25 protein-coding genes are annotated in these 19,142 nt (G+C 45.9%); 3 read left to right on the forward strand and 22 right to left on the reverse strand.

From position 1 onward, the window contains the following. Positions 1-50: 50 nt before the first annotated feature. The 19 genes from AC58QG_RS09200 to AC58QG_RS09290 all read right to left on the reverse strand — a co-directional run bounded on the left by AC58QG_RS09200 (position 51) and on the right by AC58QG_RS09290 (position 13,676). Positions 51-959 carry a polyprenyl synthetase family protein gene (locus tag AC58QG_RS09200; protein WP_497361759.1) on the reverse strand — a complete coding sequence of 303 codons (909 nt, stop codon included), beginning with the start codon at positions 957-959 and terminating at the stop codon, positions 51-53. A 1-nt stretch (position 960) separates the two neighbouring features. Then, positions 961-1,212, reverse strand: coding sequence for an exodeoxyribonuclease VII small subunit (gene xseB / locus AC58QG_RS09205; protein WP_497361760.1), 252 nt, complete (start codon positions 1,210-1,212; stop codon positions 961-963). Then, positions 1,199-2,569 (reverse strand): exodeoxyribonuclease VII large subunit, encoded by a 1,371-nt coding sequence (xseA, locus tag AC58QG_RS09210; RefSeq protein WP_497361761.1) that lies wholly within the window; start codon positions 2,567-2,569, stop codon positions 1,199-1,201. The genes xseB and xseA overlap by 14 nt, the downstream gene beginning before the upstream one ends. 7 nt (positions 2,570-2,576) lie before the next feature. Beyond that, positions 2,577-3,443, reverse strand: a complete 867-nt coding sequence (folD, locus tag AC58QG_RS09215) for a bifunctional methylenetetrahydrofolate dehydrogenase/methenyltetrahydrofolate cyclohydrolase FolD (RefSeq protein ID WP_497361762.1) — start codon at positions 3,441-3,443, stop codon at positions 2,577-2,579. A 68-nt stretch (positions 3,444-3,511) separates the two neighbouring features. Continuing rightward, on the reverse strand, positions 3,512-3,973 hold the full coding sequence (gene nusB / locus AC58QG_RS09220) for a transcription antitermination factor NusB (RefSeq protein WP_497361763.1): 462 nt from the start codon (positions 3,971-3,973) through the stop codon (positions 3,512-3,514). Positions 3,974-4,092: 119 nt separating this feature from the next. Continuing rightward, positions 4,093-4,320, reverse strand: a complete 228-nt coding sequence (locus AC58QG_RS09225; RefSeq protein WP_068661991.1) for a DUF2273 domain-containing protein — start codon at positions 4,318-4,320, stop codon at positions 4,093-4,095. Between the two features lie 14 nt (positions 4,321-4,334). Beyond that, positions 4,335-4,895, reverse strand: coding sequence for an alkaline shock response membrane anchor protein AmaP (amaP, locus tag AC58QG_RS09230; protein WP_497361764.1), 561 nt, complete (start codon positions 4,893-4,895; stop codon positions 4,335-4,337). Positions 4,896-4,980: 85 nt separating this feature from the next. Beyond that, entirely contained in the window at positions 4,981-5,394 is a 414-nt protein-coding gene (locus AC58QG_RS09235; RefSeq protein ID WP_310223273.1) for an Asp23/Gls24 family envelope stress response protein, read from the reverse strand. A gap of 186 nt (positions 5,395-5,580) precedes the next feature. Then, entirely contained in the window at positions 5,581-6,939 is a 1,359-nt protein-coding gene (gene accC, locus AC58QG_RS09240; RefSeq protein ID WP_497361765.1) for an acetyl-CoA carboxylase biotin carboxylase subunit, read from the reverse strand. A 66-nt stretch (positions 6,940-7,005) separates the two neighbouring features. Continuing rightward, positions 7,006-7,503, reverse strand: coding sequence for an acetyl-CoA carboxylase biotin carboxyl carrier protein (accB, locus tag AC58QG_RS09245; protein WP_497361766.1), 498 nt, complete (start codon positions 7,501-7,503; stop codon positions 7,006-7,008). A gap of 250 nt (positions 7,504-7,753) precedes the next feature. Further along, positions 7,754-8,497: a SpoIIIAH-like family protein gene (locus AC58QG_RS09250; protein WP_497361767.1), complete on the reverse strand. Its 744-nt coding sequence runs from the start codon at positions 8,495-8,497 to the stop codon at positions 7,754-7,756. A gap of 41 nt (positions 8,498-8,538) precedes the next feature. Further along, a complete protein-coding gene (gene spoIIIAG / locus AC58QG_RS09255) occupies positions 8,539-9,180 on the reverse strand; it encodes a stage III sporulation protein AG (RefSeq protein WP_497361768.1) in 642 nt (213 codons plus the stop codon). A 4-nt stretch (positions 9,181-9,184) separates the two neighbouring features. Then, entirely contained in the window at positions 9,185-9,928 is a 744-nt protein-coding gene (spoIIIAF, locus tag AC58QG_RS09260; RefSeq protein ID WP_497361769.1) for a stage III sporulation protein AF, read from the reverse strand. A 13-nt stretch (positions 9,929-9,941) separates the two neighbouring features. Further along, positions 9,942-11,141: a stage III sporulation protein AE gene (gene spoIIIAE, locus AC58QG_RS09265; protein WP_497361770.1), complete on the reverse strand. Its 1,200-nt coding sequence runs from the start codon at positions 11,139-11,141 to the stop codon at positions 9,942-9,944. A 26-nt stretch (positions 11,142-11,167) separates the two neighbouring features. Continuing rightward, positions 11,168-11,557 carry a stage III sporulation protein AD gene (gene spoIIIAD, locus AC58QG_RS09270; RefSeq protein ID WP_056614713.1) on the reverse strand — a complete coding sequence of 130 codons (390 nt, stop codon included), beginning with the start codon at positions 11,555-11,557 and terminating at the stop codon, positions 11,168-11,170. Positions 11,558-11,566: 9 nt separating this feature from the next. Continuing rightward, positions 11,567-11,770 carry a stage III sporulation protein AC gene (gene spoIIIAC, locus AC58QG_RS09275; protein ID WP_056614718.1) on the reverse strand — a complete coding sequence of 68 codons (204 nt, stop codon included), beginning with the start codon at positions 11,768-11,770 and terminating at the stop codon, positions 11,567-11,569. Positions 11,771-11,827: 57 nt separating this feature from the next. Continuing rightward, complete coding sequence (spoIIIAB, locus tag AC58QG_RS09280; RefSeq protein WP_497362817.1) at positions 11,828-12,346, reverse strand: stage III sporulation protein SpoIIIAB; 519 nt, start codon at positions 12,344-12,346, stop codon at positions 11,828-11,830. A gap of 21 nt (positions 12,347-12,367) precedes the next feature. Next, positions 12,368-13,336 carry a stage III sporulation protein AA gene (gene spoIIIAA / locus AC58QG_RS09285; protein ID WP_497361771.1) on the reverse strand — a complete coding sequence of 323 codons (969 nt, stop codon included), beginning with the start codon at positions 13,334-13,336 and terminating at the stop codon, positions 12,368-12,370. A gap of 76 nt (positions 13,337-13,412) precedes the next feature. Beyond that, positions 13,413-13,676 (reverse strand): YqhV family protein, encoded by a 264-nt coding sequence (locus AC58QG_RS09290; RefSeq protein WP_497282297.1) that lies wholly within the window; start codon positions 13,674-13,676, stop codon positions 13,413-13,415. A 203-nt stretch (positions 13,677-13,879) separates the two neighbouring features. Between AC58QG_RS09290 and comA the strand changes: the two genes are divergently transcribed. The 3 genes from comA (at position 13,880) to AC58QG_RS09305 (ending at position 16,042) form a co-directional block, all read left to right on the forward strand. After that, complete coding sequence (gene comA, locus AC58QG_RS09295) at positions 13,880-14,677, forward strand: phosphosulfolactate synthase (protein WP_497361772.1); 798 nt, start codon at positions 13,880-13,882, stop codon at positions 14,675-14,677. 102 nt (positions 14,678-14,779) lie between these two features. Then, positions 14,780-15,499 carry a 2-phosphosulfolactate phosphatase gene (locus AC58QG_RS09300; protein WP_497361773.1) on the forward strand — a complete coding sequence of 240 codons (720 nt, stop codon included), beginning with the start codon at positions 14,780-14,782 and terminating at the stop codon, positions 15,497-15,499. Positions 15,500-15,577: 78 nt separating this feature from the next. Beyond that, positions 15,578-16,042: a DUF441 domain-containing protein gene (locus tag AC58QG_RS09305; RefSeq protein ID WP_497361774.1), complete on the forward strand. Its 465-nt coding sequence runs from the start codon at positions 15,578-15,580 to the stop codon at positions 16,040-16,042. Positions 16,043-16,063: 21 nt separating this feature from the next. On the opposite strand, the gene AC58QG_RS09310 is transcribed toward AC58QG_RS09305, so the two are convergent. The 3 genes from AC58QG_RS09310 to AC58QG_RS09320 form a co-directional block, all read right to left on the reverse strand. After that, the gene (locus tag AC58QG_RS09310) at positions 16,064-17,320 is read right to left on the reverse strand and encodes an aspartate kinase (RefSeq protein ID WP_497361775.1); all 1,257 of its coding nucleotides are present in this window, start codon (positions 17,318-17,320) and stop codon (positions 16,064-16,066) included. A gap of 124 nt (positions 17,321-17,444) precedes the next feature. Then, positions 17,445-18,008: an elongation factor P gene (gene efp, locus AC58QG_RS09315; protein ID WP_056614735.1), complete on the reverse strand. Its 564-nt coding sequence runs from the start codon at positions 18,006-18,008 to the stop codon at positions 17,445-17,447. A gap of 15 nt (positions 18,009-18,023) precedes the next feature. Continuing rightward, positions 18,024-19,097 (reverse strand): M24 family metallopeptidase, encoded by a 1,074-nt coding sequence (locus AC58QG_RS09320; RefSeq protein WP_497361776.1) that lies wholly within the window; start codon positions 19,095-19,097, stop codon positions 18,024-18,026. Positions 19,098-19,142 lie beyond the last annotated feature (45 nt).

The following is a 19,142-nucleotide window of genomic DNA, read 5'->3' on the forward strand; positions in this document are numbered from 1 at the left end:
TTTCGTGTAAAACTACCTCTCGGTATGCCATGCTCTATGTTAACTAATGCTTAATGATCCCGTTTCATAAGGTAGTCTGCGATCTGCAGTAACCGCTCTGGGTTCGGAATATTGGATCGAATCAATGCCTCTTTTGCTTGGTTCGTCAGTTCTTTCACCTTCTGCTCTGAAGCTTCCATGCCGATAAAATAAGGGAACGTTACCTTCTGCTGCTTCTCATCGCTCTTCACAGGCTTACCTAGCTTCGCTTCATCGCCGATAATATCCAAAATATCATCTTGAATCTGGAAAGCAAGTCCTAAGGCATGACCAAATTCACTAAGTGCCTCTAACTGCGCTTCTGTCGCACCTGCAATATGTCCGCCCGCTCGCAAGGAGAAGACAATAAGATCGCTCGTCTTGTGCGTATGAATATAAGTAAGCTCTTCCAGCTTCGTTAACCCCTGCTCACCCAGCATATCAGCTGCTTGCCCGCCAACCATTCCACGAGCACCAGCCAATACAGCAAGCTCTTCTGTAATCGCGAGCACACGTTCAGCAGGAACACCAAACCTTTTGTGCGATTGCGCAACGCAGAAGAAGGCGTGCGTGAGCAGCGCGTCACCGGCTAGAATCGCCATTGCCTCGCCATATACTTTATGATTCGTTAACTTGCCTCTCCGATAATCATCATTGTCCATTGCTGGCAGATCATCGTGGACTAACGAATAGGTATGAACGCATTCGATGGCTAGCGCAACAGGCATGGCAGCCTCAAGAGAGCCACCAAGTGCCTCAGACGCAGCTAGAACCATAATAGGACGCAGTCGTTTGCCGCCTGCCATCAAGGAGTAGTCCATAGACTCACGTAAAGAAGCAGGCACCTCCCATGCAGCAGGCAATGATTGACGTAATGCGGCTTCGACCAATTCAGCATGGGAAGCGATATATGTGTGAATACTAGACGTCGTGTTATTCAAACTAATTCCCCTTATCGTCCAAGACAGGCTGGAAAGGCTTCCTTGTTACCCCAGCTTCCCCTTCAACCAGCATCTCAATTTTCTTCTCCACTTGCTCCAGCTTAACGCCGCATAAATGGGAGAGTCTTACGCCTTCTTGATACAGTTCAATCGCTTTCTCTAAAGGTACATCGCCGCTTTCCAGCTGACTTACGATACGCTCTAGCTGCTCAATTGCCACTTCAAAGCTTACTTCTGTTTCACTTGTTGACATCAATGTTCGCCTCCATCCCCGAAACTTGACATTGTATTTTACCGTCTTTAAGACGTATGGATAAACGATCACCAATGTTCACTTGGCTAATCGATCGAACAAGCTGCTTTTCTTGTTCATCATAGGCAAGGCTGTAGCCCCGCTGCATGACCTTCAGCGGGCTGAGTGCATCCAGATGACGGACGCTGGACTGCCACTCCTGCTTCTTCGAGCGCAGGAGGGTCTGCATGGCCGTGAGCATCTGGCGTTTGGATACATCCAAACGCTGTCTCGCCATCACGGCCTGCTCGGTCGGGTTGAAGCTGGACAAGCGCCGCTCCAGCCTTAAGCGACGTTGCGCCAACTCCGTTAGGCGCTGACGCATGCGGTAACCGAGCTGCTCCGCCAGCCGGTCGAGTCGCTCCGCAGGCTGCATGAGCAGCTGCCTGCGAGGGTTCGTCAGGAACGGCGAGCGCTTCGCGCGCTCGAGCCGTTCCTGCTTGCGGCGCAGCTGCTGCAGCAGCCCGTAATGCAGGCGCTGTGCTTGCTGCGATAGCTGCTGCTTCAGTTCGAGGTGGTGCGGCACCGCGAGCTCTGCCGCCGCCGTAGGCGTCGGCGCTCTAAGATCGGCGACGAAGTCGGCGATCGTGAAGTCCGTCTCGTGGCCGACGGCCGAGATGATCGGAATCGCGGAAGCGCTGATAGCCCGCGCAACGATCTCCTCGTTGAAGGCCCACAGCTCTTCCAGTGAGCCGCCGCCGCGGCCCACGATGAGCACGTCGGCTTCACCGAGGCGGTTCATGGCTTCGATCGCTTTGACGATCGAAGGCGCCGCCTGTGTACCCTGTACGAGGACAGGGTACAGCAAGATCGGGATCGACGGGAATCGCCGTTGCAGCGTGATGATGACATCACGAATGGCGGCCCCCGTCGGAGATGTGATCACGCCAATGGCACGCGGAAACCGAGGAATCGGTTTCTTGCGTTCTGGCGCGAACAGCCCTTCCCCTTCGAGCTTCTTCTTCAGCTGCTCGAAGGCCAAATACAAGCTGCCGATACCATCAGGCTGCATCGCAGTCACATAAAATTGATAAGCACCGTCCCGCTCATAGACAGAAATATTCCCGCGAGCAATCACTTTCGTGCCCTCTTTCGGGATAAATCCTAGCTTCTGGTTATGCGAAGCAAACATAATGCTTTTCAGCCGGCCATCCGCATCCTTCAGTGTGAAATACATATGACCACTAGAATGATGTGTGAAATTAGAAATTTCACCACGTACCCACACATCCTGAAGACGTGAGTCTCCTTCCAGCAATAACTTGATGTAGCGGTTTAAGTCCTTAACCGATAAAATCTTGGTCTCGTTTCTCGCCATAAGCTGACTATACGCTCACATTCGCTTTAGCTGCACGGCTAGCCGCATCAACTGTATTGCGAAGCAGCATTGTAATCGTCATCGGACCCACACAGCCTGGTACAGGCGTAATGGCACTAGCAATCTCTTTCACGGCTTCAAAATCGACATCACCAGTTAACTTACCGTCTGCAGGACGATTCATCCCCACATCGATAACAACTGCACCTGGTTTCACATGATTCGCTTTAATCAAATGTGCTTTACCTACTGCTACAACAAGAATATCCGCTTGTTTAGTGATCTCTTCCATGTTAGGCGTGCGGGAATGTACGACAGATACCGTTGCATGCTCACGCAACAACAACATAGCCATCGGCTTACCTACGATATTGCTTCTGCCTACAACAACAGCATGCTTACCTGCGATTTCCACGCCAGTACGCTTGAGGATTTCAATGACACCATGCGGCGTACAAGGCTTCATACCGTCTTTACCAATCATGAGGTTACCCACATTAATCGGATGGAAGCAATCTACATCCTTCGCTGGATCAATTTCATCAACAACCGCTTCTTCATTGATATGCTTTGGCAATGGTGATTGCACAAGAATGCCGTTAATTCGATTATTGTTGTTAAAACCATGGATGAGTGCAATTAATTCCGCTTGCGTCGTCTGCTCAGGTAGGCGGTGTACTTCGGAATAGATGCCTACATCATCGCAAGCCTTCGCTTTGTTTCTAACATATACTTGTGAGGCTGCATCTTCACCAACAATAACAACGACAAGACCTGGTTGGTTTCCCTGCGCTGTAAGCTCCGCTGCGTCAGATCTGATCTCCTCACGAATGGAGCTCACGAGTTCTTTCCCATTAATTACTTGTGCTGACATGTTATTTCCCCCTTAGCCATTTAAGCCATTCCTATATGAAAAGTAAAATGTTACTCACATTGATTAACTTACTGGGTACGTAGAACTTTTTCTTTCAGCTCATCAATTTCTTTGAGCATCTTCCCGAGTACACCGTTAACGAATTTCCCAGACTCATCCGTGCCGTAATGCTTGGCCAAATCAATCGCTTCATTGACAACAACCTTAGGTGGAACATCATCTCGATACAGCATTTCATATGCACCAAGGCGCAGTACTTCCCGGTCAATCCGAGACAGCCTGTCCATAGCCCATCCCTTCAGGTACTCCTCCAACAACTCGTCGATGCTTACTTTGTTCTTATAAGTGCCCTCAACAAGCTCAATAATGTAGACTGGATCTATCTTATCTCCGGAGAAATCCAACTGCGATTCATTATCATGTTCAGCTTCATGAATCGCGATTTGAACAGCCTCCTGAGGAGTAGCCTCATTCATTTGGATTTGGTATAAGCTTTGTATAGCAATTTCACGTGCAATTCTGCGTTTCATTCTGTTCCTCCTAAGCGTTTTGCTCCAGCAAAACGACCTTCTCCTAAAAACTCTTTCTCCTAGTATACGTCAAAATAGAGCCAATCCAAACAAAAAAATCCATGGTTGAACCAGGGATTTTAGCGAAACATTCTCCATTTTTGTGTGAGATAGCGCCAAATGTCTTCCAGCATGACGAAACTTTCCTTGCGATCCAGCTTATTTCCAACATAAAAACCAACAAGAACGATAAATCCAAAGATCAACATATCCCAAAAACCAAAAAATAAATATATAAAACCGAAGAATATACCCGCTGTCACTCCGATTACTTTGCCCCTATGGAATTCCCATAGTTCATTCCACATATGTGGATTCACCTCTATTCGACTCGGCTTTTAAACGTTGGGGCAGATTGCACGATGTTCGCTACGAATACGGTTACGGAAGCTACAGGAATACCGGTAATATCTTCTATGTAACTTTTCACTGTACCTTGCATGTCTTCAGTCAGTTCCGGAATCGAGCTTTCCCCATCTACAATGGTTCTAATAGTTATTTCTAACCCGGATTGATTCACTCTAACACGTGCGCGCAGATCCTTGGCACCTTTCGTGCGACCCGCTGCTTTCAGCGAGAGATTCTCAACCGTCTCGATGGAAATGCGAATATCCCCAAAATCAGTGCGTTGATCAATCGATGGCGCCTGCGAACGTCCGCGGCGAAGCGTTACGATCAGAAAACGAACTGAAATCAGCAGCATAATCAAACTGATGATAATGCCCGGATAAGCATAGCTCTTCTCGTAATAAAAATGGTTAAGCGTTTGACTTGCTTGATCAAGTGGGATCCAGCTAGATGCTGTGAACAATACAAAGATCGATGCGACGAAAATAATCAGGCTATAGAAAAGTAGTAAGAGCCTGTCCACAATTTTACCCACTACGCTTGTCCCCTTCCTAAGTTAGAGGAAACCCCCTGCAACCTGTAGGGGGTTTCAATTGATCCATATGGCTCAGCTTTACCGCCTATTTCACACGATGGGTAGCCGCTGGTTCTTCGTCAACCGGTTTATCCGCCTGCTTAAAGTGAACATCATGAATATGAACGTTAACTTCAACAACATTAAGACCTGTCATTGATTCAATGGCCATCTTCACATTGTTCTGAATATCACTCGCAACTTCAGGAATACGATTTCCATACTCGATAATGATGGAGACGTCAATGGCAGCTTCACGTTGTCCGACCTCTACCTTTACGCCTTTGGACAAATTCTTGCGTCCAAGTAATTCAGCAATGCCGCCAGCTAATCCGCCACTCATCCCCGCTACACCTTGCACTTCCACCGTTGCCAATCCGGCAATGATTTCGATAACCTCGGGGGCAATCTGGATGCTGCCCATGTCTGTCTTGACGTAATCCGGAGCGATTGTGCTCATTGTGGCACCTCCTAAAAGTTTTGCGCCAGCAAAACTGGCATCGAAAGCCTAAACATGTGATTGTGGAGCAGACTTACTTGTATAAGGATAAAAAGTGTGGGCCAGTATACTGGCTTTGAAATAAATGGGATAAGCCATCTTAATTTATTAGTATAACATTTCGGTAAAAATATGACAAATGATTGTCTACGATTCTGGATCGTTAACGTCGTGCTCTTCTAAGAACTTAATATCATGGTCACCCTTGATAAATTTCTTATGCTCAAGCAGCTTCAAATGAAAAGGAATCGTCGTGTTTACACCGTCTACCGCGAACTCATTGAGAGCTCTTTTCATGCGGTTAATGGCTTCTTCACGTGTACTCCCCCAAACGATAAGCTTCGCGATCATGGAATCATAGTGTGGCGGAATCGTATATCCTGGGTACACCGCACTATCCACACGAACACCGAATCCACCTGGCGGCAAATAAAATTTCACTTGTCCAGGGGATGGCATGAAGTTCCGATTCGGATCTTCCGCATTGACGCGGCATTCGATTGCCCATCCATTGATGCGGACGTCCTCTTGTCTGAATGACAACGGATTTCCTTCAGCCACACGAATCATTTCTTGAATAATATCGATACCTGTAATCATTTCGGTTACTGGGTGTTCCACTTGGATCCGTGTGTTCATTTCCATAAAGTAGAAATTACCATCTGGACCTAACAAGAATTCCAACGTTCCCGCTCCGGAATAATTAACGGCTTTCGCTGCACGAACTGCCGCTTGCCCCATTGCTTTACGAGTTTCCTCTGTTAGTATCGGACAAGGTGCTTCTTCAACAAGCTTTTGTCTACGACGCTGTACAGAGCAATCACGCTCGCCTAAGTGAACGACATTGCCATGTTTATCAGCAATGATTTGGATCTCAACATGCTTCATGCCGGTTAAATACTTCTCCAAGTAAATGCCCGCATTTCCGAATGCATTCTGCGCTTCTTGTTGAGCGGCCGTGATTTGCTGAACAAGCGTTTCTTCGTTCTCAGCAATACGAATTCCCTTGCCGCCGCCGCCAGCTGTCGCTTTGATAATAATCGGATAGCCGATATCGCGCGCAATCACCACGGCATCATCAATATCCTCAACTAAGCCATCGGAGCCCGGAATAATCGGAACTCTCGCTTCCTTCATCGTTTGCTTGGCAACCGCCTTATCACCCATTCGAGAAATCGCATCTGGCGAAGGTCCAATGAAAGTGATATTGCAGCTCTCGCAAATTTCCGCGAAGTCAGCATTTTCTGCTAGGAAGCCATATCCCGGATGAATGGCATCGCATTCCGTTAACGTTGCTACGCTCATCAAGTTGGTGAAGTTCAAATAGCTATCTTTGGATGCTGTAGGCCCAATACAGTAGGCTTCATCCGCTAATCGAACGTGTAGCGCATCTCGATCTGCTTCCGAGTACACAGCTACCGTATAGATGCCAAGTTCGCGGCATGCTCGGATAATACGAACCGCAATTTCGCCGCGGTTCGCAATTAGAATTTTATTGAATTTCATGATTTGCCCTCCTAAGAGCTCTTCGTCAGAAAAGCTTGCGTTGTCAGCATAAGCTTACAAACGCAATTACTCCGGTCTAACCAAAAATAATGGTTGTCCGTACTCAACTAGCTGTCCGTTCTCAACGAGAATTTCAACGATCTCGCCTTTCACTTCAGCTTCTATTTCGTTCATTAATTTCATAGCTTCCACGATACATACAACACTCTTATCCGTTACTTTAGAGCCTACGCTTACGAATGGCGGTGATCCCGGAGAAGCAGATTGATAGAAAGTCCCTACCATCGGAGATACAATCTTATGTAAAGATGAATCCTCTTGCTTGGCTTGTCCGCTAGCATGTACTGGTGCTTCAAGAGCAGCAGCTGCCGGCGCCGGGTTAGCATAGTTAGGTTGACCAATCGGTGCATATGTGTGTTGAACTGGCGCGGATACATACAGAGGCTCCGCTTTATTCGGCTTACGAATAGAAAGGCGTGCACCTTCATTTTCAATTTCAAGTTCTTGTAAAGAGGATTGATCGACGAGTTTAATTAACTCTTTGATTTCACTCAATTTAAACATTCAAGTCACTCCTTTAGGCGTTGGTGAATCCCACAATAAACGACTACGCCATCCTTCTTAGGACGAGTGCGTTTATCCAGAAATATAAGCATCGTATTTTGTGAAACAATACGCTCTTATATTTATTAAAAATGCGTTTTCATAGCCGCAACGTATGTATTATACCCATAAACGCACGAAATGGAAAGAGTCCAGTTTATCCGGACCCTTTCCACTGGCAATTTGAGAAAAGAAAACTTTGCTAGAATCCCTACGGACGTACGTATTGGATCTTGATATTTTCTGGTGTTGCTCCCAGCTCTTTCACGACCATATCCACGATGGAGACGCCTTGGCTTTTTTCTAATTTATCGGCTTGAACCGTTACTTTCCACTTGTTGCCATCTTGATTAATGACCGCTTGTGGGAAATCTTGAATGAGCAGATCTTGCAGATTTTCAATTTTATCTTGCAAATCTGACAATACTGACAAGTCGTTTGTTGCTTTTGCTACCGCTTCAGGAGATTTCTTACCATCCAACATAATCGTCATCAGCTCCGTGGAAACTTTGCTGAAGTAATTATTTTGTTTCATTTGTTCATTCGTGAAATAGTCGTTGGCAGATGTTGTTTTGGCTTGCTCTTCCACTTGTTTCAACACTTGATCATCTGTTTTGGAAGTTGTTGTCGTTGTTTTGGTCGCGTCTTTTGTCGTTGTTTTGGAGCTATCTTGTGTCGTTGTCGCTTTAGCATCTGTTTTTGTTGACGTTTGCGGCGTTGTCGCTTTCGTGTCGGATTGTGCGCTTGTTCCTGTTGTTGCTTTCACATCTGTTTTCGCACCTGTAATTGGATCCACTTGCGTCATATCAATTTTCACTTCTTGAGAATTTGTAATCGCATCCGTAGATGCCAGATCCAGCTTGTTGACATCCTCAGTGAACAGATAATACGCGGAGAGCACCACCATCAAGCTGAGCATAGAAACGAGCCAAATTGTTTGTCTTTTCGCATTCATTGTTTATTCCTCCTTAGAATAGTTGGATAATTTCCTGATTTTTATTCCCCTGTTTTGCGTGGTAAAATCGAAATTTTACTCGCTTGAACGTCCATTCCTCGCTCAACGGCTTCCATAATCATCTTCTTCACCGTGAGATTCTCTGCGCCTTTCGCAACAACGATGACACCTCTAATTTTGGGTTTGATGTATTTGAGCACAAGCGGTTTCTGGTCACCTGATACTTGATAAATAACGACTTCACCGCTTCGCGTTACCTGGGATATGTTGCGTGTTGCCCCACCATTGTCGCGTTCTGTCGTCATGGTCTGATTATCGTTATAATTTTTGTCAACGGTCATTTCCTCCGTAGATTCAATGGTAACGAGTACTTCCACCTCACCGACACCAACAATTTGTTGCAGGATGCGTTTCAGTTGGTCTCCATAAGCTTGTTCGTAATCATGAAAGCTTGCGTTTTCCTTTGATGAGCTCCCTGCAAAAGTTTCTTGACTCTGTGGTGGCGGAGACGCCCTGCCTGTGTTGATGGGATCCAGATCTTTAACATTTATAAATGCGTTGATGATCATTAGCGCAGCTCCTAAAAGCCCTACCATGATGACCCAAAGCAACGTATTTTTACGTTTAGGTCCACCTGGTCCGCCGCCGAATTTGTGCTCCATCCATTGCAGCAATGTTCCCATCGATTCACCTCGCCATCCATCCTTTGCTTTGTGCTGCTGCGATCTCGATTTTGGCAGGATCAACTAACCAATTGCGTGAAATCCCTTGCTTGAGTCGATCCTTTTCTTGCTCACTTGGCGTCGCTATCGGGGTTGACTGCGTATCGCCGTGTGTACTTGCCATACGATCTTGCACTGTCGCGGTAGATCCGATTTTGATAGGATCTACGGGTTTGACAGGCTCCATGGCAGCAATGCTCTTACCTGCGGTTACCGGTTGTTTCTTCGCTTCTATATCATCAAGGGTTACCCTCACACTTGAAATGCTGGGTTTCCCGTTATTGTCTACCTGCACTTGCACTTGTACCTCCTCGATTGGCCATTCCGTTTGTTTCTGTGTGTCTTCTTTGATCAATGCTGCTAATTGCGTTTGAACCAATTGTTGCGTCTTCTTCTTTTCGGCATCTTGCATCTTATTAGCATCCTTTGTAATAGCTTCTAGTGACTTCATTTGTGATTGATTTCCAAAGCCTCCAGCCAGCATTGTTTTCTCATTCTGCTCTTTCTCCGCTTGGCTAAGCAGCTGATCCATATTCCAATCCTTCTGGAACAGCTGAAGCACAGGGGTAAGCAGCGTCAATAGAATAAAAAGACTCAAAACCGTCTTCACATACCGCTGCATCGTATTGCTTGGGAGCAGAAGATCAACAAACGTCGCGAGCATAATGACCATAATGACGGTTTTCAGCCATCCTGCTAACCAATCCATCGCCTAGCTCCTTTCACCTCATCATGACGGAGACATTGCTAATCGTGATCATGATGGTCAGGGCAAGAAAAAACATTAAGCTTACTGCCGCTAACGCAGCAAACACATAAATCAAGCTTTTACCAATGGTCTGTAGACAAGCTATGATCGGGCTATCACCTAACGGCTGCATAAGCGCCGCTGATAAGTTGTAGATGAAAGCTAGGGTTAAGATTTTGATTGCTGGAAAGGCACATAGGAGAACGAGGATGACGACACCTACAAGTCCTATCGCATTTTTGACCAGTAAGGATGCCCCTATCACCGTTTCAGTTGCATCCGAGAACAGCCGCCCTACGACCGGCACGAAATTTCCTGTAATGTATTTCGCTGTTCGAATCGCTACGCCATCTCTTACAGCCCCTGCAGTCCCTTGAATGGAAATGACCCCAAGGAAGACCGTTACGAATACACCTAGCATGCTTAAACTGACGGTGCGCAGCAGATTAGCTAACTGTGTGACCTTAAACTTATCGCTGAGTGAGCTTACGATGTGCAGCACAGCTGAGAAAAACAAGAGCGGGAAAACAAACACATAAATCGCTGTCCCCACTGAATGAATCATGAACACGATCAGCGGATGAAGGATGGCCACCGAAGTGACATTTCCCATAGAAGCTAATAAGGTTAGTAACAAGGGCATAATGGCGATCATGAATTGAATCATGGATGAGATGGCTGTCTTCGCATATCCGATTGCAACACTGAAGCTGTTAATGGCAATGATGATCAGCACCATATAGGTGATCGTGTAGCCTAACTTGCTTACCGTATTTCTCTCAAAAGAGCTTTGCAGTGTTTCAAGAATCATGCTAAATACGGTCAAAACAACAATCGAGGCTAGTAATTTACCGTTGATGATAATTTCGTGAAACACATAGCTCAGAAGCCCTTTAAAGATACTCTTCATACTAATGCCCTTGGTCCCAAGGAGAAGTTCCATGAAGGTAGGCGGCTTGCTTTCTGGGAAATATCCTCCATATTCCTTCATCAGCTTATCCCAATATTGCTCGACCGGCTCCGTATTCAGGCGGTTCGCTTGCTCTTGGATAATGACATCCGTTGGCGATTCAGCTGTTAACGAGCCTGACAAGCCGAGCCAGAGGCCCATCGTTAAAATAAATAATAAGATCCACCGGTTGTTCAGCTTCTGGTGCGAATAAAGTAGGTGCATTGCGTGTCACTCCTTAGGTGAATCTTCTAAGCAGGGAGCAGTTTAACCACAGTCTCGATGATGACTGTAATGATCGGAATGGCCATGACCATGATGAGCACTTTACCTGATAGCTCAATTTTGGAGGCTATGGAATCTTGACCAGCGTCTCGAACGATCTGTGCGCCAAATTCGGCGATATAAGCGACGCCTATAATTTTCAGTATCGTTTTGAGGAAAACGAGGTTCACGTTTGACTTCACAGCCAAATCCTCAAGTACTTGGATGACCGACGATATTTTGCCTATTAAGAATAAGAAAATCACAATGCCGGTAAAAGCGGCTAATAAAAAGGCGAACATCGGCTTCTGTTCCTTGATAATGAGCGTCAAAATCGTAACGATGAGTCCTAGTCCTACGATTTGGATGATTTCCATCAGACCACCTCATTGGAATAGGAAAATAGTTTTAATTTCTTTAAACAAGTTATCCAGCATACTAACGACCATAAAAAGCACGACCACGAAGCCAATGACCGTGACCCAGTGTGCCATATCCTCTTTTCCCATTTGCTTCAACACCGAATGGATCATAGCGATAATGATTCCGATGCCGGCGATTTGGAAAATGGCATTCACATCTACATTCATTCCTGGCACCTCACTCCGCCTTCAAGGAACTTGTCATGCACGGATAAATGACCCCCACTAATACATTAAAATCACGACTAGCGCTCCGATTAGGACACCTAGGCTTTTCCACATTTTCTCGTAGCGCTGCTGCTCATCTCTGGCATCCGTCTCTTCCGATTGAAGTTGGCTTATCGCAAGTCGTAAGTGCTTGATTTGGTCACTTCGATCTGAAAGTCCCAGCACGGGTCCCAGTTGGAGAATCACATCTTGTTCAGCTTGCCGCATGGAGGTTCTCGCCCAGACTTCCTTAACTGTCATTTGCCACAAATCTTTCGTCGACTCGCCATTACTTCCCAACAACCGTTCTGACATTAAACGAAATAAGGTAGAAAGCGGATCAGCCACTTGCTTGCTTAAGGAAGCAAATGCTTCAGGAAGCGGCGTAAGCGCATAGGCAATTTCCGTTTCCATTCGGCCTAGCGCACCTATAAGTCCGCGAATTTGCTTTGGTCGTCTTACATAGTGAGCAGCCTGGAGAAAGCCATACATGGAAGCTGCACTAAAGATCAGAACTCCTCCAACAAATTTCAGCATCTTCATCGTCCTTTGCGTTCGTCATCCATCCCCCATTGCCTTACCTTGTTGATCCAGGATCCGAAAGGAAGCAGGACCACCTTTTCTCCGCTGGAGGATCACATATTTCATAAACACGCCTTCCTCTATCAACTGGCGAAGTACGGGGCGTCTACGGACATCCTCAAAGCTTGCACCATGGGCGGTTGCAAGAACACGAATCCCTGTGTGCAGAGCCTCATGAATCGCATCAGCATCCTCTGCTCGACCAATCTCATCCACGATGAGGACCTCGGGTGATAAGGATCGAATCATCATCATCATGCCTTCTGCCTTCGGACAACCATCTAACACATCTGTGCGTGGACCTAGATCAAATCTCGGTACCCCTTTGACACAAGCAGCCAGCTCGGAGCGTTCGTCTACGATTCCTACTTTTTTACCTGATAGTGAGCTGTTCCTAGCCCCCCATTCACCACAACTGATGAGTCTAGCCAGATCACGAATTAATGTGGTCTTTCCTTGCTGCGGCGGCGAGATGATTAGGGTATGATGAATGTTTCCCAGGCTCTGATCAATCAGAAACGGTAAAATCTCCTGACCGACACCTCGAATTTCGCGCGCGATCCGAATGTTAAAGGAACTCACATCACGAATTTGCTTCACTTGACCTTGGTCGAGAATCGTTCGGCCAGCAAGTCCAACTCGATGACCGCCTGAAACGGTGATATATCCTCTTCGCAATTCTTCTTCAAAAGTGTACAGCGAATGATTCGTTAGGATCTCGAGCAGTGTTAGACAATCTTGCCTCGTCGGCTTGTAGGCCAAAGCTTCCTGTGTGATCATTTGCCCACGTTCACTTATGAAGGCATAACGGTCGGCCCAGCTGATTTCAAGGGGACGCGACTCTCTCACCCTGATTTCTTCTACGCTAGCTTGTACGTTCGGCGGGAGTTCGCTAAGCATCAATCGGATGTTCTGAGGCAACAAGTGTGAAATACTCGCTAGCATCGGGAGACAGCCCTCCAAGTTGTCCAGTCTTCTATATTCATTTCTATGCTTACTAGAAAGAAATATGACCGATTACTTACTTTTTAATAATCCCAATAAACAAACAACTGACACCAGCTATGATCCATAACATCTTCCCATATGATAGTTTTTCGGCTATGCCTACTAATCCAATCGTTGTCGTAGTTAATAGTACTAGAGGACCTACTAGTGCTAGAGCTGAATTCACCAACAGCGCTTTCTCAATCGTAGCCAGCCGAAGCATGAGAATGGCTGCAATTATTTCGATACTCCCCGACATCATCCGCAAGGAAGCCATCGTAAGTACGATCTTGTTCATGAATAGACTCACCTCCTAAAAGTTTTGAGTAGCCCCAGCAAGCGAAGCGGAATTGCTGCCTCAAAACTCGCTTCGAAAGCATACGCTTTTCCCTACTTTATGCGAGCTCGTCTCATTTTAGGCATGCTGGGCACCTCCATTTGTGCTCATGCATATGCTGTACACATAATTGATCCTTCGAAGGACAGTGAGGAGAAATACCGATGGAAGTGACCTCTCAATTAAAATGGAACCCCGTTCTTGCCGACCCTACAGGACAAAGGCAACCGAAACCAAGAACGTTGGGGAAAACAATGGTGATGGATAAAGGGCTCGGCATGCTGGCCTTTCAGGATTTACTCCACACCTCGAGTGCACATATGGATATGATCAAACTTGGATTCGGCACATCACCGCTCTACCCACTAGCCGTTTTGCGAAGCAAAATAAACCTGGCCAAAGAGAATAACATTCTCATTTACCCGGGAGGTACTTTTCTGGAAGTGGCTGTGCGCCAGCATGCGGTAGATTCTTTTTTTGATATGATACTTGCTCTCGGCTTTAATTGCGTTGAAATATCGGACGGTACCATTCAAATGGATCGTAGACAGCGAAATGAGCTGATTACCAGAGGTTTAGATGAAGGATTGGAAGTCGTTACGGAGTATGGAAAAAAAGGATGGGGCTCTTCCATTGAGTTAGCAGAATTAATTGAGACTGTTATCATCGATTCGGAATTAGGTGCTTCCCTAGTCACGATTGAAGCACGTGAATCGGGCATGGGGGTTGGTATTTTCGATGGAAACGGGAAATGTAAAGATGAGGAACTGCATAGCGTACTTGCGTCCATTTCAGGAGATCAGCTCTTGTGGGAAGCGCCTCTAAAAACGCAGCAGGTGCATCTGATTAACTCCCTTGGTCCCGATATTCACTTAGGCAATATATCGCCAGACGAAGTCATTGCGTTAGAAGCTTTGAGGAGAGGGCTGCGTTCAGACACGTTGTCCTTAGGTATGAAATAAACGGCGACATTGTCCTTTTTAGGACAAATGCGTTTATCTAAAAATATAGCCGATATATTAGGTGAAATCTATAAATTCTATATTTCCAGAAAGGATTAGCACATGCATATCGAGGTGATCGCCAACATCGGCGAAGCAAGAAGTGACGAGTTTCTCCATAAAACCGTCATTGTCGTTGATGTTTTACGTGCGACAAGCACAATCATCACCGCATTGATGAATGGCAGCAAGGGCGTAGTCCCTGTTGATACAGTTATGAAAGCAAAGGAATTAGCTCGAGAGGGAGATCTGCTCGGCGGTGAACGCTATTGCAAAAAGATCCCAGGGTTTGATTTTGGCAATTCGCCACTTGAGTATACACGCGAAGCCGTACAAGGCAAACGTGTCATTTTGACGACCACTAATGGCACAAGAGGGATTCAAAAAGCGATTAAAGCCGACCGTGTGCTCGCAGGAGCCCTTATGAATGCAAAAGCCACTGCAGCGGCAGCAATCGACCTCAAAAGGGACACGGTGATCGTCTGTGCGGGTACGCAGGATGTATTCTCCCTAGAGGACGGTCTCTGTGCCGGCCTCATATTAGATGAAATCGCGACCTTACATGGTGAGAATCAAATGATGGCGAATGACTTTGGCTTGGCGATGCGCGGCTGCTATCTCGAAGCCAAGGACCGATTATTCGAGACCTTGCTCGCCTGCAGTAATGGTAAAAAAATGAAAAAGTCCGGCTTCCTTGCGGATGTCGAACTTTGCAGCAAAACCAATTTTACGGATTGCGTTCCCATTCTGGAGCATGATCAGATGGTTCCCTTCCAACGATAGATAGACTTCACCTGCGTTCTAAATACAAGCCCCCTTCATAAACTAAATTGACGAGAATGATGACGAGGGGTTTTGTTCATGAACGGTGATTTGTTATTGTTAATTCTTATTATCGTAGGACTTATAGGCCGCACTCCGATTATTACAACGGCGGCTTGTCTTTTACTTGCGGTTAAACTAATTGGTCTCCAGCGCTATTTCCCAACCATGGAGCGCAAAGGGTTGGAGCTTGGCTTGCTATTCCTGACAATCGGTGTATTGATTCCTTTTGCAAGTGATCGTATTTCGATGAAAGATATTCTTTCTGTCTTTACAACATTGCCAGGAATCGTTGCCCTGCTCGGAGGCGCGATCGCCACCTATATGAACGGAAAAGGGTTGGAATTACTAAAAGTAGACCCACAATTAATTGTGGGTCTTGTCATTGGATCTATATTTGGTATCGTATTTATGCGCGGTATTCCAGTAGGTCCACTAATGGCTGCCGGAATAACGGCATTTTTACTGAAGCTTGCTTATTTTATTGCGGACAAACTCCATTAAGAAACCATTAAGATTTCCAAGTTATCTGCGATCTTCTGGACCACCAACGAAGGCTTGCTCCGCAGTGTCTAGACCATACGCTGTGTGAAGCGCACGAATCACTTCTGATAAATTCGAATTGTCAATTACGCATGACATTTTGATTTCGGAGGTACTTACCAATGAGATGGTAATCCCTAGATCGGAAATGACTTTGAACATGGTTGCTGCAACACCTGGTGAACTCACCATTCCTGCACCAACAATGGATACTTTCACTAAATCAACTTCGGAAGTCACTTCACGGTAGCCAACTTCAGCACGAAGTTGCTCAAGAACATCAAGAGCTTTCTCGCGATCCGCCAGGTTCGTTGTGAAAGAGAAGTCAGCAGATCCGTTAATCACACCGCTTTGAACGATGATGTCAACGTCAATTTGCACTTCAGCAAGTGCTAGGAAAACCTTCGCAAGCTGACCAGGCTTTTCAGGAACACCCAGAATACTAATTCTTGCTACATTTTTGTCATAAGCGATGCCACGAACGACGATTCCTTGCTCCATCACTGCTTCCTCCTTCACATTGGTGCCTTCATTGTAATTAAAGCTTGAACGTACCACGAGGGTCACGTTGTAATTTTTCGCATACTCGACTGCGCGAGGATGAAGGACTGCAGCGCCAAGGTTGGCAAGCTCCAACATCTCATCATAGGAAATTTCAGCAAGCTTTCTAGCTACTTTCACAATACGAGGATCCGTTGAATAAATGCCATCAACATCCGTATAAATTTCACAAAGATCTGCTTTGATCGCTGCAGCAAGAGCAACAGCTGTTGTATCTGAGCCGCCGCGGCCCAGTGTAGTAATCTCGCCAGCTTCGGTCATCCCTTGGAAACCGGCAACGATGACGACATTCCCTTGTTCAATCGCATTCAGAACACGATGCGGTTGAATATCTGTTATTCTCGCTTTACCATGTACGGGCTCTGTATAAATGCCACTTTGCCACCCAGTGTACGAAACCGCTTGTTCACCAAGATTATGTATGGCCATCGATAACAGTGCTACGGAAACTTGCTCGCCTGTTGTCAACAACATATCCATTTCACGAGCCGGAGGGGCTCCATCGTAAATTTGCTTGGACAAGTCGATTAAATCATCCGTTGTATCTCCCATCGCAGAAACGACAACAACACAGCTGTGTCCAGCTTGTTTACGCTCTACGATTCTTTTTGCAACTCGCTTCATTCGCTCCGCATCACCGACAGAGCTACCGCCAAATTTCATCACTATAAGAGACAAAGCTGACCCACTCCTAACGCATACTAGTGCATAACAATTCAATATTATAGCATACATTTAGCGGGCTGTGGCAAGAAATGAAAAAAAGCCTTTCGAGCTCCGATGAGTCCGAAAGGCTTGCTGATTAGTTGCTTGCGCGTGAAAGGTATTTTCCATCATCTGTATCAACGGAAAGAACATCGCCTTCGTTGATGAAAAGCGGCACCATTACATTAAGACCTGTTTCCACTTTCGCATTTTTCAAAGCACCTTGTGCTGTGTTTCCTTTGACGCTTGCATCCGTTTCGATAACTTTCAAGTCAACGCTCTTCGGAAGATTAATCCCTAGAATTTCACCTTGATAGCTCATGATCTTGATGTTCATGTTTTCTTTAAGGAAGTTCAATTCCCATTTCAATTGTTCGTGGGCAAGGGAAATTTGATCGTAAGTCTCCGTATCCATGAACGTGTACTCGTCGCCAGCTGCGTACAAGTATTGCATTTCACGGTTTTCGATGTGGGCACGCCCAACGTTCTCACCAGCACGGAAAGTACGCTCAACCGTATTTCCGTTACGTAGGTTTTTCAGCTTGGAGCGCACGAATGCAGCGCCTTTACCTGGTTTTACGTGTTGGAAATCTAGAACTGTAAAAATATCATGCTCAACTTCAATTGTAAGACCTGTTTTAAAATCGTTTACTGATATCACTTGTGAATCCCTCCGCTAGTCAATGATAAGAAAATCTTTGGTAGAATGTGTAAGTATTTTAATGCCTGTCTCAGTAATTACAACGTCATCCTCAATTCGAACTCCACCAAAATCAGGGAGATAAATACCAGGCTCAACGGTAACAACCATACCAGGTGCTAAAATCGTATCTTCGGTTTTCGACACACGAGGAGATTCGTGAACCTCCATCCCCAACCCATGTCCGGTCCCGTGACCGAAATAATCGCCATAGCCGCGCTTCACGATCACATCGCGAGCGAAAGCATCGCCTTCTCTGCCTGTAATCCCCGGTTTGAGGTTCGCCAAACAATGCAGTTGTGCTTCCAAGACAATATCATAAATTTCTTTATGCTTGTCAGTCGGCTTTCCTAGCATAACCGTTCTTGTGATGTCAGAGCAATAACCTTTATAATACGCTCCAAAATCCAATTTGACAAATTCGTTTAATTGGAGAATGCGATCACTTGCTTTACCGTGAGGCAATGCTGAACGCTCGCCAGAAGCCACGATCGTCTCGAAAGACGTCGAGGTCCCTCCATTTTTGCGAATGAACACTTCAATCTCTAATGCGATATCTAACTCTTTAACACCTGGTTTAATGAAGTTAAGGATATGTGAGAAGGTTTGATCGGCCAAATCAGCCGCTTCCTGCATCACTTGCAGTTCAGCCTCGTCCTTCACCATGCGAATCAATTCAACAAGACGTGAAGTTGGCACGAATTCGATGCCTGGAAGACCTTGTTGATAGTTTAAGAAATCACCATAAGAAACGTCGCTTTGTTCGAAACCAAGCTTATTGATCCCTTGCTGCTTCAAGAGTTCTGTTACAGTCTCGATCGCCTTTGCTTTATGTTCAACCACTTCAAACAATTTGGCTTGCTGCGGCGCTTGCGTCATATAACGGAAATCAGTTAATAAAATGGCACGGTCTAACGTAATAAGTACATAGCCAGAAGAACCAGTGAAACCAGATACATATGTACGGTTATATGCGTTCGTGATGAGTAGTGCCGGTAAATCCTGCTGTTGCATAACCTCGCGAAGACGTTCAATACGTTTCTCCTGCATCCAAATCACCATTCCTTCTTAAAGTTTTGCTTAGCAAAACGTTCT

It is taken from the genome of Paenibacillus sp. J22P169, assembly GCF_059691995.1.

Bases quoted from the DNA above. Each gene is read 5' to 3' on its own strand.
- xseB (WP_497361760.1), bottom strand. From the start codon at position 1,212: ATGTCAACAAGTGAAACAGAAGTAAGCTTTGAAGTGGCAATTGAGCAG.
- xseA (WP_497361761.1), bottom strand. From the start codon at position 2,569: ATGGCGAGAAACGAGACCAAGATTTTATCGGTTAAGGACTTAAACCGC.
- folD (WP_497361762.1), bottom strand. From the start codon at position 3,443: ATGTCAGCACAAGTAATTAATGGGAAAGAACTCGTGAGCTCCATTCGT.
- nusB (WP_497361763.1), bottom strand. From the start codon at position 3,973: ATGAAACGCAGAATTGCACGTGAAATTGCTATACAAAGCTTATACCAA.
- AC58QG_RS09225 (WP_068661991.1), bottom strand. From the start codon at position 4,320: ATGTGGAATGAACTATGGGAATTCCATAGGGGCAAAGTAATCGGAGTG.
- AC58QG_RS09235 (WP_310223273.1), bottom strand. From the start codon at position 5,394: ATGAGCACAATCGCTCCGGATTACGTCAAGACAGACATGGGCAGCATC.
- accC (WP_497361765.1), bottom strand. From the start codon at position 6,939: ATGAAATTCAATAAAATTCTAATTGCGAACCGCGGCGAAATTGCGGTT.
- accB (WP_497361766.1), bottom strand. From the start codon at position 7,503: ATGTTTAAATTGAGTGAAATCAAAGAGTTAATTAAACTCGTCGATCAA.
- AC58QG_RS09250 (WP_497361767.1), bottom strand. From the start codon at position 8,497: ATGAATGCGAAAAGACAAACAATTTGGCTCGTTTCTATGCTCAGCTTG.
- spoIIIAG (WP_497361768.1), bottom strand. From the start codon at position 9,180: ATGGGAACATTGCTGCAATGGATGGAGCACAAATTCGGCGGCGGACCA.
- spoIIIAF (WP_497361769.1), bottom strand. From the start codon at position 9,928: ATGGATTGGTTAGCAGGATGGCTGAAAACCGTCATTATGGTCATTATG.
- spoIIIAE (WP_497361770.1), bottom strand. From the start codon at position 11,141: ATGCACCTACTTTATTCGCACCAGAAGCTGAACAACCGGTGGATCTTA.
- spoIIIAD (WP_056614713.1), bottom strand. From the start codon at position 11,557: ATGGAAATCATCCAAATCGTAGGACTAGGACTCATCGTTACGATTTTG.
- spoIIIAC (WP_056614718.1), bottom strand. From the start codon at position 11,770: ATGAATGTAGATGTGAATGCCATTTTCCAAATCGCCGGCATCGGAATC.
- spoIIIAB (WP_497362817.1), bottom strand. From the start codon at position 12,346: ATGCTGAAATTTGTTGGAGGAGTTCTGATCTTTAGTGCAGCTTCCATG.
- spoIIIAA (WP_497361771.1), bottom strand. From the start codon at position 13,336: ATGCTAGCGAGTATTTCACACTTGTTGCCTCAGAACATCCGATTGATG.
- AC58QG_RS09290 (WP_497282297.1), bottom strand. From the start codon at position 13,676: ATGAACAAGATCGTACTTACGATGGCTTCCTTGCGGATGATGTCGGGG.
- comA (WP_497361772.1), top strand. From the start codon at position 13,880: ATGGAAGTGACCTCTCAATTAAAATGGAACCCCGTTCTTGCCGACCCT.
- AC58QG_RS09300 (WP_497361773.1), top strand. From the start codon at position 14,780: ATGCATATCGAGGTGATCGCCAACATCGGCGAAGCAAGAAGTGACGAG.
- AC58QG_RS09305 (WP_497361774.1), top strand. From the start codon at position 15,578: ATGAACGGTGATTTGTTATTGTTAATTCTTATTATCGTAGGACTTATA.
- AC58QG_RS09320 (WP_497361776.1), bottom strand. From the start codon at position 19,097: ATGCAGGAGAAACGTATTGAACGTCTTCGCGAGGTTATGCAACAGCAG.